The organism is Cytobacillus spartinae (assembly GCF_042865285.1).
GTDB classification, from domain to species: domain Bacteria; phylum Bacillota; class Bacilli; order Bacillales; family Cytobacillaceae; genus Robertmurraya_A; species Robertmurraya_A spartinae.
Genome location: NZ_JBIACK010000016.1, coordinates 53,932 through 69,716 on the forward strand (window position 1 = coordinate 53,932; position 15,785 = coordinate 69,716).

The 15,785-nt window shown below is 37.0% G+C and carries 18 protein-coding genes; all 18 read left to right on the plus strand.

The genetic code is table 11. The features are described 5' to 3' along the window. Positions 1-2: 2 nt before the first annotated feature. Positions 3-1,043, plus strand: a complete 1,041-nt coding sequence (locus ACFYKX_RS23020; protein ID WP_389363981.1) for a type IV pilus twitching motility protein PilT — start codon at positions 3-5, stop codon at positions 1,041-1,043. Position 1,044: 1 nt separating this feature from the next. Continuing rightward, positions 1,045-2,259 (plus strand): type II secretion system F family protein, encoded by a 1,215-nt coding sequence (locus tag ACFYKX_RS23025; RefSeq protein WP_389363982.1) that lies wholly within the window; start codon positions 1,045-1,047, stop codon positions 2,257-2,259. A gap of 111 nt (positions 2,260-2,370) precedes the next feature. After that, positions 2,371-2,799 (plus strand): type II secretion system protein, encoded by a 429-nt coding sequence (locus ACFYKX_RS23030; protein WP_389363984.1) that lies wholly within the window; start codon positions 2,371-2,373, stop codon positions 2,797-2,799. Continuing rightward, a complete protein-coding gene (locus tag ACFYKX_RS23035) occupies positions 2,799-3,560 on the plus strand; it encodes a prepilin peptidase (protein WP_389363986.1) in 762 nt (253 codons plus the stop codon). The genes ACFYKX_RS23030 and ACFYKX_RS23035 overlap by 1 nt, the downstream gene beginning before the upstream one ends. A 14-nt stretch (positions 3,561-3,574) precedes the next feature. Further along, entirely contained in the window at positions 3,575-4,567 is a 993-nt protein-coding gene (gene pilM, locus ACFYKX_RS23040; protein ID WP_389363988.1) for a type IV pilus biogenesis protein PilM, read from the plus strand. A 4-nt stretch (positions 4,568-4,571) separates the two neighbouring features. Beyond that, complete coding sequence (locus tag ACFYKX_RS23045) at positions 4,572-5,201, plus strand: fimbrial protein (protein WP_389363990.1); 630 nt, start codon at positions 4,572-4,574, stop codon at positions 5,199-5,201. Beyond that, entirely contained in the window at positions 5,198-6,163 is a 966-nt protein-coding gene (locus ACFYKX_RS23050) for a LysM peptidoglycan-binding domain-containing protein (protein ID WP_389363992.1), read from the plus strand. The genes ACFYKX_RS23045 and ACFYKX_RS23050 overlap by 4 nt, the downstream gene beginning before the upstream one ends. Before the next feature lie 83 nt (positions 6,164-6,246). Then, on the plus strand, positions 6,247-6,696 hold the full coding sequence (locus tag ACFYKX_RS23055) for a type II secretion system protein (protein ID WP_389363994.1): 450 nt from the start codon (positions 6,247-6,249) through the stop codon (positions 6,694-6,696). 114 nt (positions 6,697-6,810) lie between these two features. Then, the gene (locus ACFYKX_RS23060) at positions 6,811-7,977 is read left to right on the plus strand and encodes an SPOR domain-containing protein (RefSeq protein WP_389363996.1); all 1,167 of its coding nucleotides are present in this window, start codon (positions 6,811-6,813) and stop codon (positions 7,975-7,977) included. A 246-nt stretch (positions 7,978-8,223) separates the two neighbouring features. After that, positions 8,224-8,796 carry a Maf family protein gene (locus tag ACFYKX_RS23065; protein WP_389363998.1) on the plus strand — a complete coding sequence of 191 codons (573 nt, stop codon included), beginning with the start codon at positions 8,224-8,226 and terminating at the stop codon, positions 8,794-8,796. A gap of 47 nt (positions 8,797-8,843) precedes the next feature. After that, complete coding sequence (gene radC / locus ACFYKX_RS23070; RefSeq protein ID WP_389363999.1) at positions 8,844-9,533, plus strand: RadC family protein; 690 nt, start codon at positions 8,844-8,846, stop codon at positions 9,531-9,533. Between the two features lie 155 nt (positions 9,534-9,688). After that, a complete protein-coding gene (locus tag ACFYKX_RS23075) occupies positions 9,689-10,714 on the plus strand; it encodes a rod shape-determining protein (protein WP_389364001.1) in 1,026 nt (341 codons plus the stop codon). Between the two features lie 90 nt (positions 10,715-10,804). Then, the gene (gene mreC / locus ACFYKX_RS23080) at positions 10,805-11,686 is read left to right on the plus strand and encodes a rod shape-determining protein MreC (protein ID WP_389364003.1); all 882 of its coding nucleotides are present in this window, start codon (positions 10,805-10,807) and stop codon (positions 11,684-11,686) included. After that, the gene (gene mreD / locus ACFYKX_RS23085; RefSeq protein WP_389364005.1) at positions 11,683-12,201 is read left to right on the plus strand and encodes a rod shape-determining protein MreD; all 519 of its coding nucleotides are present in this window, start codon (positions 11,683-11,685) and stop codon (positions 12,199-12,201) included. Before mreC ends, mreD begins: the two co-directional genes overlap by 4 nt. A gap of 253 nt (positions 12,202-12,454) precedes the next feature. Continuing rightward, positions 12,455-13,135, plus strand: a complete 681-nt coding sequence (minC, locus tag ACFYKX_RS23090) for a septum site-determining protein MinC (RefSeq protein ID WP_389364006.1) — start codon at positions 12,455-12,457, stop codon at positions 13,133-13,135. Between the two features lies 1 nt (position 13,136). After that, complete coding sequence (gene minD, locus ACFYKX_RS23095) at positions 13,137-13,940, plus strand: septum site-determining protein MinD (RefSeq protein ID WP_389364008.1); 804 nt, start codon at positions 13,137-13,139, stop codon at positions 13,938-13,940. Positions 13,941-14,107: 167 nt separating this feature from the next. Beyond that, the gene (locus ACFYKX_RS23100; protein ID WP_389364010.1) at positions 14,108-14,902 is read left to right on the plus strand and encodes a peptidoglycan DD-metalloendopeptidase family protein; all 795 of its coding nucleotides are present in this window, start codon (positions 14,108-14,110) and stop codon (positions 14,900-14,902) included. After that, the gene (locus ACFYKX_RS23105; protein ID WP_389364012.1) at positions 14,895-15,761 is read left to right on the plus strand and encodes a M50 family metallopeptidase; all 867 of its coding nucleotides are present in this window, start codon (positions 14,895-14,897) and stop codon (positions 15,759-15,761) included. The genes ACFYKX_RS23100 and ACFYKX_RS23105 overlap by 8 nt, the downstream gene beginning before the upstream one ends. The last annotated feature ends 24 nt before the right edge of the window (positions 15,762-15,785 follow it).

Below are 15,785 nucleotides of genomic sequence, written 5' to 3' on the forward strand. Positions count from 1 at the left end.
AAGTGAAGGAAAAAATGGATTATTTGCTGCGAGCAGGGTTTGAACTAAAAGCATCGGATATTCATCTTACTGTCGGGGTACCGCCTGTATTAAGAATTAACGGTACTTTAAAAAAATATGGGAAAGAAATCTTGAAGCCTGACGATACTGAAGGGATGGCAAAAGCGATTATACCAGATCAAATGTGGGACCAATTTAAAGAAAAAGGCGAGCTTGATTTTTCTTATGGTATTCAAGGTGTATCAAGATTCCGTGTGAATGCATACTTTCAGCGCTCATGTGTGGCTATGGCAATAAGGATTGTTCCAACAAAGATTCCAACCATTGAAGAATTGGAACTCCCTCATATTTTAAGAAAAATTGCTGAAAAACCACAAGGTCTAGTACTTGTTACAGGTCCTACTGGTAGTGGGAAATCTACGACCCTTGCCTCGATGATTCAGTATATGAACCAAACGATGCGTAAGCATATTATTACGTTAGAAGATCCTATTGAGTATTTACACAAGCATGGAAACTCTATCATCGATCAAAGAGAAGTTGGGTTTGATACAAATAACTTTGCAAACGGTTTAAGAGCAGCTTTGCGGCAGGATCCAGATGTTATTTTAGTAGGAGAAATGAGAGATTTGGAGACGATTCAAACAGCGATTACAGCTGCTGAAACGGGTCACTTAGTTTTTGGTACCCTGCACACGTCTAGTGCACCTGCTACCATTAACCGAATCATAGACGTATTTCCACCGTCTCAGCAACCACAGGTTCGAATACAGCTTGCTTCGGTCCTAGTTTCAATCATATCTCAACGACTATTTCCTTCGGTGGATCAAAAAAGCCGAAAAGCGGCTACGGAAGTATTAATCAATAATTCAGCAGTGGCAAACTTAATTCGCAATGAAAAAATTCATCAAATCGTGAGCATTATGCAAACCTCAAGGTCCTATGGAATGCACACCCTAGAAACAAGTATTAAAGAGTTGGTTCAAAGCGGACAGATTACGAAAGAAGTAGCCGAGCCATACCTACAGGAGAAACTAGATTAATATGGCACGATTTAAATATACAGGTCGAGACTTAAAAGGGAAAAAGAGTGGAACAATTACTGCTACCTCAAAAAGAGAAGCCATGCAGAAGCTTAAAAGCGAAGGCGTACGAATATTAGAAATTTCGGAAATTGCCGAGTCAGTATTAACAAAAGAGATTTCTATTGGTAATCCAGTAAAGCTTCAACATTTTGTTATCTATCTGCGCCAGTTTTCTACTCTATTAAAGGCTGGTGTTTCTATCGTAGATGCAACAAGTATATTGGGTGCTCAAACGGAAAGTAAACCGTTAAGAAAGGCACTTCTTGATATTGAAGGAGAACTTAGAGAAGGGAATCCACTATCCACTGCAACGGCTAAATTCAAAAACATCTTTTCACCGATGTTCATTAATATGATTAAAGCCGGTGAAGCAGGGGGGAACATGGAGGAAACTCTAGAGCGACTTGCCGAACATTATGAGAAGCAGCACAATACAAGACAAAAGGTCGTTTCTGCACTCGCTTACCCGGTAGTGGTTGGATTTATCGCAATAGCAGTCGTCGTTTTCTTGCTAGTATCTGTTGTTCCTACGTTTGTGGACATGTTTGCTGATTTCGGAGGAGAGCTTCCTGCTATTACAAAGTTTGTATTAAGTGCTAGTGGATTCATGCAAAAGTTTTGGTGGTTGTTTGTTCTATTGTTTATTGCCATTTTTATAGCCATGATTTTAATTAGGAAAAATAAACAAACCAAGTACTATTTAGACTACTTTCTATTAAGGATGCCGATCTTCGGAAAAATGCTTCAAAAAGCTGTATTAGCTCGTATGGCAAGAACGCTAAGCTCTTTATTCTCTAGCTCCGTACCGATTTTACAAGCTTTATCAATTGTAGAGAATGTTGTAGAGAACGAAGTAGTAGGAAGAGTTATTAGGAAATCCCGTGATTCGCTTGAAAAAGGACAATCCTTAACTGCTCCGATGAAAAAGCACTGGGCCTTTCCGCCCCTCATTACCCAAATGATTGCCATTGGGGAAGAAACAGGTGCGTTAGATGCTATGCTAGGGAAAGTTGCGGACTTCTACGAGAAAGAAGTAGAGAATAGTACGGACAGAATCAAATCATTAATTGAGCCATTAATGATTGTTGTATTAGCAGGATTAGTTGGAACAATCGTAACCTCCATCATGGTTCCGATGTTTGAGATCTTCAACCAAGTTGGAACATATCAATAATTTGAAAAATGTTAACAATTTCCTTTAATAAAAGGACTTTTAATATTATAAAATGTTTGATAGAGTACTATTATCATAGTTATTTTTTACTAAAAAAGGAGCGGATACAAGATGTTAAAAGCATTAAAGAAACGTTTGAAAAATGAACGTGGGTTAACATTGATTGAATTACTTGCTGTTGTTGTTATTTTGGGAATTATTGCTGCGATTGCGGTGCCTAGTATTGGTGGGATTATTAAAAAGACGGAAAACGATGCAACTGTTGCTGAAGGGATACAAATCATAAATGCAGCAAAGCTTTATGTGACTTCTAATGCTCCCACTGCTGACTCAACAGATCTTACTAAAGACCAATTAGCAGGTTTCCTAGATAACATTAAAAGTGATGGATACACAGTCACAGTTACTAAAAATGCTACAACCGGTAAGTACTCATATGACCTAACTGATCATCCTTCAGTAGCATTAGCAGACACCGGTGGCGGAACAGACGACGCAAAAGACAGTGTAGCATCTGAAACCGAGTTATTAGCTTATTAATGAAAGTATTTTCTACTTATCTGTTTTTAATTGGATTGTTACTAGGCTCCTTCTACAACGTAGTAGGCCTTCGAGTCCCAGCAAAAAAATCAATCATAGCACCACGTTCATCCTGCCCAAACTGCAACCATCAGTTAACAGCACTTGAGCTTATCCCGGTGCTCTCTTACTTAATTCAAGGGGGAAAATGCCGTCTGTGTAAGACGCGCATTTCTCCCATTTATCCTATTATGGAGTTTTTAACAGGAGTGTTATTTGCATTAGCACCCCTCATTATAGGATGGTCAGGTGAGCTTATTGTAGCCTGGACATTGATTTCGTTATTTGTCATTATCACGGTTTCCGATTTAACTTATATGCTTATCCCTGATAAAATATTGTTAATGTTTACGGGGCTTTTTTTATTTGAGCGTCTATTATTTCCATTAACTCCCTGGTGGGATTCTATTGTTGGTGGAATTGTAGCATTCTTAGTCCTCCTGGTAATTGGTGTAATTAGTAAGGGTGGAATGGGTGGAGGAGATATTAAACTTTTCGGCTTAATTGGATTCGTAGTAGGCCTTAAAACAGTTGTGCTTGCCTTTTTCTTATCAACCCTACTTGGAGCTCTTTTCGGTGTCTTTGGACTTATGTTCAAATTTATTAAAAGGGGTCAGCCAATTCCATTTGGACCATTTATAGCTGTCGGTACCCTTATTGCTTATTTCTTCGGAGATCAAATCATCAACCTTTATCTACAATTTTTAGCTACAGGATTATAAAGGAGTTTTTACATATGGCTTTCTCCCTATTACCCAGGAAAAATCGAACGGTTAACCTTATTATTAATGATCATTCTATTCGTTACGTAGAAATTAAACAGCATAACTCGATTATTCCGTATAAGTGGGGAGAGCGTTATTTACCCTTTGGTTTGATTACGAACGGAAAAATAAATGATCTAGAAACCTTATCGAATATATTAGAAGAATGCATTGAAGAGTGGAAAATAAAGAAAAGACAAGTTCGTTTTTTAGTCCCAGATTCTTATGTCATTATTCGGAAGGTTCAGATTCCCGCAGACATTAAGGATGATGAAATTAAAGGATACTTATACCTAGAGCTTGGTTCAAGTATTCATCTTCCATTTGAAGAACCTGTTTTCGATGTAGTTGTATTATCTACAAATAAGGATAAGAAAGAAGTGTTGATTTTTGCTGCACAAGAAGATAAAGTCATGAAATACTCCAATCTTCTAACTGACTTAAACCTTGACCCAGTCGCAGCTGAAATATCACCTCTTTCTTTGTATCGCCTTTTTTATAAACTCGACCAGGCAAAGAGTTCCGACCATTTGTTAGCTGTTCAGTTTGATGTAAACGGTGTAAATATCAGTATATTTGAAAATCATATCCCATTCTTTATGCATCACCTGCCAGTAGAGTATAGTGACGAGCGATGGAACCTTAAACTAAATCAAGAAGGTCACTACGAATTAAAGTATGCTGGTGAGGTAAACGATTTAAACTACCAGTTTGAAGATATATATAAAGAGATTAATAGATTAATGGATTTTTATAGATACACGCTCCATCAAGGCCAAAAACAAGTGACCAAAATTTTAGTTAATGGAGATCACCTACTCCTTCCTATGATTATCAAGGAGATGGAAAGTAGATTTTTTGTTCCCATAACTTCAATTGACTATGAACCACTTCAAGTAGAACATGAAAATCCTTTTCCTAGATCACATTATCTTGCTTTAGGGCTGGCATTAAAAGAGGTGTAATATTATGTTGGTTGAAATAAACCTTTTACCAAAAAAAGAACCGAAAAATAAAACCCTCTTGCTGCTAGTTATCATAATAGGAGTAATTTTTCTGATAGGATTAATCTCTACATATATGATTCACCAGTCCTACGAAAAAAAACTAGACTCTCTTAATTCTGAGATTAATGAAACTAAATTAATTGTAGCTCAAGAACAACAGAAATTAGTCGAGTTCGAGCAATCTAATTCAGTATCTGAGTTAGAGAACACTGTCACATGGGCTAAAGGATACCCGGTAAAAACGGTTCCATTGATTAAGCAGTTAACAGCCTTGTTACCAAATAGGGGTTTTATTCAGACGTTTAGCTATACCGAATCAGGTGAAGTAAGTCTATCTGTTCAATTTGATACAAGTAGAGAGGCTGCGTATTATTTGAAAAATCTTCTTGATTCCAACTTCGTTAAGGAAGCTTTTTTAGAGGCATTAACGACTGTAGAGATCCCAACCGCTAATAATAATATATTTGACATAGATGATAACAATGAAAAACTAGTTCCTCGTTATATGGGTGAATTTAAAATTATGATCAATCGTAATGCAATTGAAGAAGTTACTGATTCCTCTGAAGTAGTAGAGGGGGAAGAAGAATGATGACCCTAACAAAAAAAGAGAAATCAATCGCAATCCTGTCTGTACTATTACTTATTGTGTTATTTGTTGGAGTTTATTTCCTATATATACAGCCTAAGAAAACTCAGGTTGAAACAAAAGAAACAGAATTAAATACTGAACAACAAATGTTGTCTGTGCTTCAAAACAAGATAAGTCAAACTAATTCTAATACATTTCAAAGTACTGTTGAACTTCAAAAACATGTACCGGTAAAACCTTTGTTAGAAAAATTGCTACTAGACATCGAAAAGGCAGAAGTCCTTTCAAACAGCTTTGTAGTAAGTATGGACTTTGGCGATGGGGAAATGAATGTACCAGAGGAACAAGATCTAGTGGAAGAGTATGAGGATGAGCTATCTGGAGAAGACGAAGCTGAAGTAAAACCTGAGAGTTCAATTCCACTTCCAACAGGAGTGAAAAAAATTCAAATCAATTTGACGGTGGAGTCACCAAGTTATTTTGAGTTAGAAAAATTCATCTCCACACTAGAGAGCACTGAAAGAATTCTCGTTGTTGAAAAATTAGATTTTACAGGTCAGCCAGAAGTTACATCATTAGACCAAGAGAATCAAGAGTTAGTGTATGCACTATCCATTGCAGCGTTTTACATGCCAACATTAACAGACTTGATTGATCAGCTTCCACAAATGGAAGTACCGAAACCTAGTAACAAACAAAACCCATTTAATAGTTTTGCCACATTATCTGGCAATAAAGATTCTTCCGAAAGCGAAGATACAAGCAATACTGAAAAACCTTCTAAAAAAAGGCCACTTATAGAGAACTTTATCACATACACAGTTCAACCAGGAGATACGTTGGAGAAAATCTCTATAGAATTTTATCAATCAACTGATTATATTGAGAGTATTAAAGAGGATAACGAGTTAGTAAATGACTCACTGACTGTTGGAGAAATCATACTCATCCGAACAAATTAAAACTGAAGCAGCATCTCTAGAATAACTAACCTAACGCTTCAATTAGTTAAGAGCTTTTTCTCTTAATGAAAGGGTTGTTAAAGTTGAAAAATAGAGTCTTTAATGAAAGAGGTCTTACTTTAATAGAATTGCTTGCAGTATTGGTCATACTAGGGATTATCTCTGCTATAGCAGTTGTTTCAATTGTTAATCTAGTTAATAAATCAAGAGATCAGGCAATGGTTGCTAATGCTATTGCACTAAGAGATTCTGCGATTTATTACGTAAAGGATCAACTACTCAATAGTAATGTAGTTGGTACACAGATTTCATATGAAACTTTATATAATGAGAATTTTATCGAAACAATTAAAGACCCAGACACAGGCGAAATTCTAAATCCCGAAACAAATGAATCCTATGTAGTTGTTAATGGCGAAACCATTACAGCAGTTTGCTTCAAAGGAGCAGAAAGGAATCTCTGTTCTAATGATGGTGAAGAACCGGCAATACCAATCGCTGAACTCTCCACCTCCCTTATTACGAAAAACTAGTAAAAAATTTGACGAAATCCTTCCTTAACAAGACGACAAAAGTCTTGTTATTTTTTTTTGTCTATATGATAGGATGAAACAAAACTAGCAATCGACATGAGGGGAGGACCAACAGTGGACAAGTCGGAAAATGGCAAAACCATTACGATTAAAATCAATGGAAAAGATCGCCCTTTAAAAGAAACGAAGGAAAATGTTGAAGCGCGACAACAAAGTGAGCACAAGAAACCAGACCAAAATGCAAACGAAGTTGAATATACGCAGGTAAGCGAAGAGGTTGAAAATTTAACTCATACACAAAACACAAAGAATCTCTCAAAAGAACTAGAGGAGATTCTCTCAAGTCAGGCTGCTGCTTCTCAAGAAGCACAGGAGGATAACTTTGACTGGATTCTTCCAGATCACATTGATGATGAAGAAATCAAGGAATATAAAATAGCCACTCCAACTAAGAAAAAACCAAAAGGATTAAGAGGAATTACAGGCAAATTAAAAAAGAATAACCGAAATGGCATGGTTTCCTCTATCTTTTTTGCCGTATTTTTTGCAGTGTTACTTGGGACTAGCTTTGGATTTATTCTATTAAAATTAGTCATTATGGATCCGAGTATGGAGACAGCAGGAAAACCTGCCTCTGTAGAAGAACTAACAGAACAAGCTGGTGAAGCTACTAATGACTCCGAGACTGGATCTACCGGAGGCACATCTCAGTTGTCGGTAGCCCCAATAACTGGCTATGTTGTTCAAGGGGGAGTCTTTTCAACAGCTGATGCAGCAAAAGGCATGGGAGATCAGGTCTCGCAGAAAGGTGTAGCAACTAAAATTGTTAACATAGGAGACAAGACTTTCCTATTTGTAGGAATAGCAGACACACTTGAAAATGCAAAATCAATAGGGAATAAGTTAAAAGAAAGTGGTATTGAAGTTTTTGCAAAGGAAGTTCAGTTTGGAAGTGCTTCTCAAAAAGAACTTGGGGCCTCAGAAAAAACGATTCTAGAACTCGCTCCTCCTCTTTACCAAGCAATTTCCGCTGCAAGTACAAATATGGCTATTTCGAATTCACTTCCACCCAATCTAGTAGAGAATATTAAAGCTCAACAGGCAGAGTGGAGTAAAATAGATGAAAAAAGTATAGTCGATAAAGAAGTTCAACAAATAAAAGTGGAACTTGATAGTGCGGCTAGTAACGTTAGTGCCTACCTAGAAAACCCAAGTGAAAATCTTAAAGACAAGATTCAACAGAATTTATTGAATTTCTTGGCATTTTATCATTCTTTATAACCATGACAAATTTCGCTAGCATTCGAATATTTTCTGGGAAATAACACAAAGTAAAGAGGCTGTTAGTTACTAACAGTCTTTTTGCGTGAATTGATTGAAACTTTCTACCATAAACATTCGTCATAAGAGTGATTACGACATTTTTATTAAAATTGTTTGAAATGAAAATTGTCCCATTGGGAATATTTTGGTACGATTAACTTGTATCTCCCAATCATGATACAAATTATAAGGTTAGGTGATTTTATGAAAACCCTCATTTTAGCCTCTTCTTCTCCACGGCGAAAAGAACTTCTTGAAAACCTTCAATTAACTTTTGAGGTATCTAGCAGTGATGTTGATGAAAGCTATGACCCAAAATTAACTCCAGAAGAAATTGTGATGGAATTAGCTTTTAGAAAGGCAAGTTTTGTATCCCAAAAGCATCCATCAGCCTATGTACTTGGCTCAGACACCGTTGTTGTGGCAGGTAATGAAGTACTAGGAAAACCGCAGGAAAAATCAGATGCGTTCCAAATGTTAAAAAAACTGTCAGGGAGCACCCACTCTGTGTATACGGGTGTAGCAATTACAAGAGAAAACGAATCCATTAAATTTTTTGAAAAGACCGATGTGACTTTCTGGGAGTTAACGGAAGATGAAATCCACGGTTATATTCAAACCGGTGAGCCTTTTGACAAAGCTGGTGGCTATGGAATTCAGGGATTTGGCAGCATGCTTGTTAAAGAAATTAAAGGGGATTACTTCTCAGTTGTTGGTCTACCCGTTTCTAAAACTGCTCGTGAGTTGAAAAAACTCGGTTTCGATTTACCGTTTTAGGTGGTCTTCTACTCTCCTTGTCCATCTGGTTATAAAGGAGGCCAGTAATGCAAACAGAAGCATTGATGATACGAGATTTCCCCGAGGATGAAAGACCAAGGGAACGGTTTATACAGAACGGACCAGAAAGCCTTGCGAACCACGAATTGTTAGCCCTCTTACTTCGTACAGGAACGAAAGAGGAGTCTGTATTACAGTTGGCAAATCGACTACTTAAGCACTTCGAGGGGTTACGACTATTAAAAGATGCTACTTTAGATGAAATAACAGAAATAAAAGGCATTGGAAAAGCAAAAGCTATTCAAGTATTGGCTGCAGTTGAAATTGGGAGAAGAATTTCAAACTTAGCCTATGATGACCGATATGTTATACGCTCTCCTGAGGATGGGGCTAATTATGTAATGCATGATATGAGATTCCTATCACAAGAGCACTTTGTCTGTCTTTATCTCAATACCAAAAATCAAGTCCTCCACAAAAAAACAATTTTCATTGGTAGCCTAAATGCTTCTATTGTCCACCCAAGAGAGGTTTTTAAAGAAGCATTAAGAAGATCGGCTGCTTCCATAATATGTGCCCACAACCATCCATCCGGAGACCCTACTCCAAGTCGGGAAGATATCGAGGTTACCAAGCGGTTAAGTGAATGTGGTAAAATGATTGGGATTGATTTACTTGATCATTTAATTATTGGTGAAAATACGTTTGTTAGCCTCAAAGAAAAAGGGTATTTATGACACTATGCTTTTATTTGACGGTAGGATATAATATTGTTTATGATTTTTTAGACTTGGAATTGAGATTAAATACTCATATATTGTATTAGAACTCTATCCTAACTTTAAAATAACCTTATAATTATTTGGATCGTATCAGAAAGGGAGATACAGCTATGTTTGGAATTGGAACAAGAGACCTAGGAATTGACTTAGGTACAGCAAATACACTTGTATACGTAAAAGGAAAAGGCATTGTCGTTCGTGAGCCTTCTGTAGTTGCGTTACAAACAGATACAAAAAATATTGTTGCAGTTGGAAATGATGCTAAAAATATGATCGGTCGTACGCCTGGTAATGTCGTGGCTCTTCGTCCCATGAAGGATGGAGTAATTGCTGATTATGAAACAACCGCAGTAATGATGAAATATTACATAAGACAAGCTGTAAAAACAAAAGGTTTATTTTCAGGAAAACCATATGTAATGGTATGTGTTCCTTCAGGTATAACGGCCGTTGAAGAGAGAGCCGTTATTGATGCAACGAGACAAGCTGGGGCAAGAGATGCCTATACAATTGAAGAGCCTTTCGCAGCTGCAATAGGGGCTAATCTACCTGTTTGGGAGCCTACAGGAAGTATGGTTGTCGATATTGGTGGAGGTACAACTGAAGTTGCGATTATCTCATTAGGTGGGATCGTAACAAGCCAGTCGATTCGAATTGCTGGCGATGAAATGGATGATGCTGTCATCAATTACATAAGAAAGACGTATAACCTGATGATTGGTGATCGTACAGCTGAAGCAATCAAATTAGAAGTGGGTAGTGCAGGAGACCCGGATGGGATAGATAATATGGAAATCCGTGGTAGAGACTTACTTACAGGACTACCAAAGACTATTGAAATTACTGCAGAAGAAATCTCCAAGGCACTTCATGATACTGTTTATGCAATTGTTGATGCTGTTAAGGTGACGCTTGAAAAAACTCCTCCTGAACTAGCAGCCGACATTATGGACCGAGGAATTGTGTTAACTGGTGGCGGTGCTTTACTTCGCAATCTAGACAAAGTGATTAGTGCTGAAACCAATATGCCTGTATTAATAGCTGAAAACCCTCTTGATTGTGTTGCGATAGGAACTGGTAAAGCGTTAGACCACATTCATCTATTTAAAAATAAATCAAGAGAAACTCGCTCGTAATTCCATCGCAAACATACAAATATAAAAAAGATCAAAAGTACGTGCTTTACTAGCAACAAAGTACGTACTTTAAAAATTGAGGTGTAAGAAATGCCACAATTCTTTCTGAATAAGCGCCTGATTATTTTGCTAGTCAGCATCATAATTCTCGTGGCATTAATAGGATTTTCATTAAGAGAAAGAGAGAAATTAACTTGGCCAGAGCAATTTATAAAAGATACGACTGGCTGGTTTCAATCTGCATTTTCACGGCCTGCAAATTATATAGCTGGCTTCTTTGGAAATATAGAAGACTTGCAAAATACTTATGATGAAAATAGAGAATTAAAATCTCGGCTTGAAGATCTTGCGAAACTTGAAGCAGATGTGCAGCAACTCGAAAAAGAGAATAAAGAACTACGTGAAATTCTTGATAAAGAAGAAACATTAAGAGACTATTCTCCTATCCAGGCTACCGTTATTGGACGAAACCCAGATCAGTGGCATGAATTATTGATTATTAATCAAGGGGAAACAAATGGAATCACTCAAAATATGGCTGTCATTACGGCTAATGGCCTGATCGGGAAAATTAAGAGTACTAGACAGTTCACCTCTACCGTCCAGCTTCTAAGTGCAATGGACCCTACCAATCGAATTTCAGCAGAGATTCAAGGAGAAGAATCGGTATTCGGTACCATTGAGGGTTATGATGAAGAGAAGAAATTACTAAAGCTTAAACGAATTCCTTACGATGCGAAGGTTGAAAAGGATCAAAATGTGATTACTTCTGGTTTAGGTGGCATTTTTCCTAAAGGACTTCCGATAGGGAAAGTAGTTGAAGTGGTACCAGATGAGTACGGCCTGAATCAAATGGCTTATATCCAACCAGGGCCAAATTTTTATGATATTGAAAATGTATTAGTGGTGAAGAGAGAAATGACTCAACCGGATTTAAGTGAAATGGTTGATAATGAGGAGGAGGAGCTGTGAGAAAATTCCTTCTCCCTGCACTTTTTCTGTTCTTTTTTATCATGGAAAGCATTTTTGTAGAATTACTGCCTGTTCAGCATTTTAATAGCAACCGTATTCTAGTCCCACATTTTCTTTTAATTGTAACTCTTTTCTTTACTATTTACGGGAACAAAACTCATGGAATTATTTACGGCTTTGCATTTGGATTGCTATTTGACATTGTTTATACAGAGGTAATTGGAATTTATCTATTCATGATTCCATTAATTGCTTATATCACTTCTAAAATGATGCAAATTCTACAATCGAACATCATTGTTGTAACGATTGTTTCTATTGTTGGAGTTGCCCTATTAGAACTTGGTGTATATGAGATGAATTACTTAATTAAAATCACTAGCATGGACTTTACTACATACACAACACTTAGATTGTTGCCAACATTAATATTAAATTTAGCTTTTACCATTATCGTCGCATACCCTTTAAAAAAGTTTTTCGAAAAGTATGCCATTGACTTAAAGAAAGAGTAAGGCATACCTAGGTAAAACGCTTAATAGTTAAACATTCTGTGTAAAAAGAACTTCTTTAAAAAGAGGAGTTCTTATTGTGTTTGTCGAATTGTAGTTAAAGTATATATCGGTTAAACTGAAAGATGAACAAAGCTATTTTAAATAGAAATGAAACTACTTACATAAAGAAATAGGACTTACATTTGTCCTATAACGTAGTCTGAAAAAATTGATTGATTACGCTTATGCTTGTTCTATTGAGGTGAACATCTTGATGAAAAAAATGCAGAATGTATTGATTAAAGGAACAAAAGATGGCTTAACTTTGCACCTGGATGATCAGTGCTCATATGAAGAGCTAAAGAGAGAATTAGATGATAAGCTTTCTGAGAATGCCCGTGCCAATCAGGATCGACCTCTAATTTCAGTTAAAGTTCAGGTAGGTAATAGGTTCCTAACAGAAGAGCAACAAGAAGAAATTAAGATGTTAATTCGTCAAAAGAAAAATCTTGTTGTAGAATCCATTGATATGAATGTAATTACAAAAGAAGAAGCAGCTAGAATGAAGGAAGAAACTGAAATTATTTCAGTTGCTAGAATCATTCGTTCAGGACAGGTGTTGGAGGTTCCTGGAGACTTATTACTAATTGGGGATGTAAATCCTGGTGGGAAAGTCATTGCTGGTGGAAACATTTTTATTATGGGGGCTTTAAAAGGAGTTGCTCATGCAGGGAGCAATGGGAATTCAGAAGCAATTATCTCTGCTTCTGTAATGAAACCATCCCAACTAAGAATTAACCATTGTTTTAATAGAGCACCTGACCATGTCCAGGACGAAGAGAAACGAGAGATGGAATGTGCCTACATTGACGAGAATGATCAAATTGTTATTGATAGATTACAAGCTTTGATGCATCTAAGACCAAATATTACTAGATTGGAAGGGGGACACTAAAGTGGGAGAAGCAATTGTAGTGACTTCAGGAAAGGGTGGAGTTGGTAAAACGACAACATCCGCTAACATAGGAACGGCTTTGGCCCTTCAAGGAAAACGTGTGTGCTTAGTAGATACGGATATTGGTTTACGTAACCTAGATGTTGTAATGGGATTAGAAAACCGTATTATTTATGATTTAGTAGATGTGGTGGAGGGAAGATGTAAGGTTCATCAAGCATTAGTAAAGGACAAGCGTTTTGATGACCTTTTATACCTACTTCCTGCTGCACAAACAAGTGATAAGACAGCTGTAAATCCTGATCAAATGAAAAAGCTTGTAGAAGAGTTAAAGCAAGATTATGACTATATTATTATTGATTGTCCTGCTGGAATTGAGCAAGGGTACAAGAATGCTGTTGCTGGAGCAGATAGAGCGATTGTTGTAACTACTCCTGAAGTTTCAGCGGTAAGAGACGCTGATCGAATAATCGGCTTGCTTGAAAAAGAGGAGAATGTTGAACCACCAAGGCTCGTTATTAATCGAATTCGCAGCCATATGATGAAAAACGGCGATATGCTAGATGTAGATGAGATTACGACTCATCTTTCAATTGATTTAATTGGCATTGTAGCTGACGATGATGAAGTGATTAAAGCATCCAATCATGGTGAGCCAATTGCACTTAATCCAAACAGCAAGGCTTCCATCGCTTATCGAAACATTGCACGTAGAATTTTAGGCGAATCGGTACCACTTCAGCAGCTTGACCAGCAAGAGGGCGGCATGTTTACTAAAATTAAAAAGTTTTTTGGCGTAAAATAAACCGGGGATTTCCTCGGTTTTTTTGTGTCTTCTTTTTCTCGTCATATAGTATTTATCTCGGTACCAAACTAGTTCCTCTACCAGAACCCAATATCATATTTTTGTCATACTCTTTTTGGACAACTCATAGACTTGTACAAACATGTTGAAAAGGGATTGGTGGGGAAATGCGTTCAAGAGCTGATGATATTCGGAAAAGAATTGAACAAAGAAAAAGAGAGAGAGAGAGAATGGTTAGGACTCCAAGAACGAATCATTCTCCAAGCAGAAGATATTGGGTAGATGACGAAGAGAAGCACGGATTTGAAAGACTTTCTACCTATGAAGGTGGCCCTAGTGAGGGGGGACATCCATTATTTCGTAAAGATGTGTTTCTCTTCAAAGTATTAGCCTCTGCATGCTTATTCTTAATTGTTGCAATTATGTTTCGAAATGAAACCGCCTCTTTTGACTCTGTCCGTAACTTTGTTCAAAGTTCTATGGAAAGAGATTTTCAGTTTGCTGCTGTGTCTGATTGGTATGAGGACCAATTCGGTAAGCCACTTGCAATTCTCCCTTTTACAGACAAAAAGGAAGATGAAGTGGAAGAATCTACTAATGAGCAGCAATATGCCTTACCTGCTTCAGCCCGCTTGGTTGAAGAATTCCGAGTAAATGGACAAAGAATTACCATTGAAACAGAAAAAGGGTCTTTCGTAGAAGCCATGAACGAGGGGATTGTCTTATTTGCTGGAGAAAAAGACGGGTACGGAAAAACAGTAGTTGTCCAACATGGGGATAAAAGCGAAACATGGTACGGAAATTTAGATGCGATTGAAGTAACCCTTTACCAGTATATAAATAAAGGGACAAAAGTTGGTACCGCTATGGATGCGGCAGGTGGAACCAAGGGTGAGTTCTTCTTTGCTATTAAAAAGGGCAATGACTTTATTGACCCAATCCAGGTGATACAATTTGATTAATGTTCTAGATTTAATAAAAAAAATTCATATTCATCCACTGTTGTGGGTTGTTGTTGCACTTGCTGTTGCGACCGCACATTTTTTTGAATTATCCCTTCTTCTTTTGATTATTTTCATACATGAATTGGGACATGCGGCTGCAGCATCTTTTTTTTCGTGGAGAATTAAAAGAATTTCTTTGTTGCCGTTTGGTGGGGTAGCTGAAATGGATGAGCACGGCAATAGGCCATTAAAGGAGGAAGCCATTGTTACATTAGCAGGACCTATCCAACATGTATGGCTAATGGGTCTTGCTTTTTTCTTATATCAATTGTCCCTTATACCTGAACAAACTTACTCACTATTTATACAATACAACTTAATGATTCTTGTTTTTAACTTGCTTCCAATCTGGCCATTAGATGGGGGAAAGTTGATCTTTTTGTACATGTCTTTACATGATTCATTCCCTAAGGCCTTTAGAAAAACATTATTAGTTTCTGGGTTTTCTATTTTAATTTTTATCGTGACAGTATTATTAACTGATCCAATTAATCTCAACGTATGGATTGTATTATCATTCTTAATTTTTTCCTTATATTATGAATGGAAGCAAAAGCGTTATGTTTTTGTGCGCTTTTTATTGGAAAGATATTACGGGAAAAACTTTGATCTTCGTGAACTAAAGCCTTTAAAGGTAAAGGAAGAAGATATGGTTGTAGACGTATTGGAGAGATTTCAAAGAGGATGTAAACATCCTATTATTATTGAGCAAAATGGGAAAGAAAAAGCGTCTTTAGACGAAAATGAATTGTTACATGCCTACTTTTCAGATAGGCTTTTAAGCGCGAGAATCCGAGATTTGCTTTACGAATATTGAACGGGGATAATAGTAGGGGGGACT

Coding starts and splice junctions, on each gene's coding strand:
- ACFYKX_RS23025 (WP_389363982.1), top strand. CDS start 1,045: ATGGCACGATTTAAATATACAGGTCGAGACTTAAAAGGGAAAAAGAGT.
- ACFYKX_RS23030 (WP_389363984.1), top strand. CDS start 2,371: ATGTTAAAAGCATTAAAGAAACGTTTGAAAAATGAACGTGGGTTAACA.
- ACFYKX_RS23035 (WP_389363986.1), top strand. CDS start 2,799: ATGAAAGTATTTTCTACTTATCTGTTTTTAATTGGATTGTTACTAGGC.
- pilM (WP_389363988.1), top strand. CDS start 3,575: ATGGCTTTCTCCCTATTACCCAGGAAAAATCGAACGGTTAACCTTATT.
- ACFYKX_RS23045 (WP_389363990.1), top strand. CDS start 4,572: ATGTTGGTTGAAATAAACCTTTTACCAAAAAAAGAACCGAAAAATAAA.
- ACFYKX_RS23050 (WP_389363992.1), top strand. CDS start 5,198: ATGATGACCCTAACAAAAAAAGAGAAATCAATCGCAATCCTGTCTGTA.
- ACFYKX_RS23065 (WP_389363998.1), top strand. CDS start 8,224: ATGAAAACCCTCATTTTAGCCTCTTCTTCTCCACGGCGAAAAGAACTT.
- radC (WP_389363999.1), top strand. CDS start 8,844: ATGCAAACAGAAGCATTGATGATACGAGATTTCCCCGAGGATGAAAGA.
- ACFYKX_RS23075 (WP_389364001.1), top strand. CDS start 9,689: ATGTTTGGAATTGGAACAAGAGACCTAGGAATTGACTTAGGTACAGCA.
- mreC (WP_389364003.1), top strand. CDS start 10,805: ATGCCACAATTCTTTCTGAATAAGCGCCTGATTATTTTGCTAGTCAGC.
- minC (WP_389364006.1), top strand. CDS start 12,455: ATGAAAAAAATGCAGAATGTATTGATTAAAGGAACAAAAGATGGCTTA.
- ACFYKX_RS23100 (WP_389364010.1), top strand. CDS start 14,108: ATGCGTTCAAGAGCTGATGATATTCGGAAAAGAATTGAACAAAGAAAA.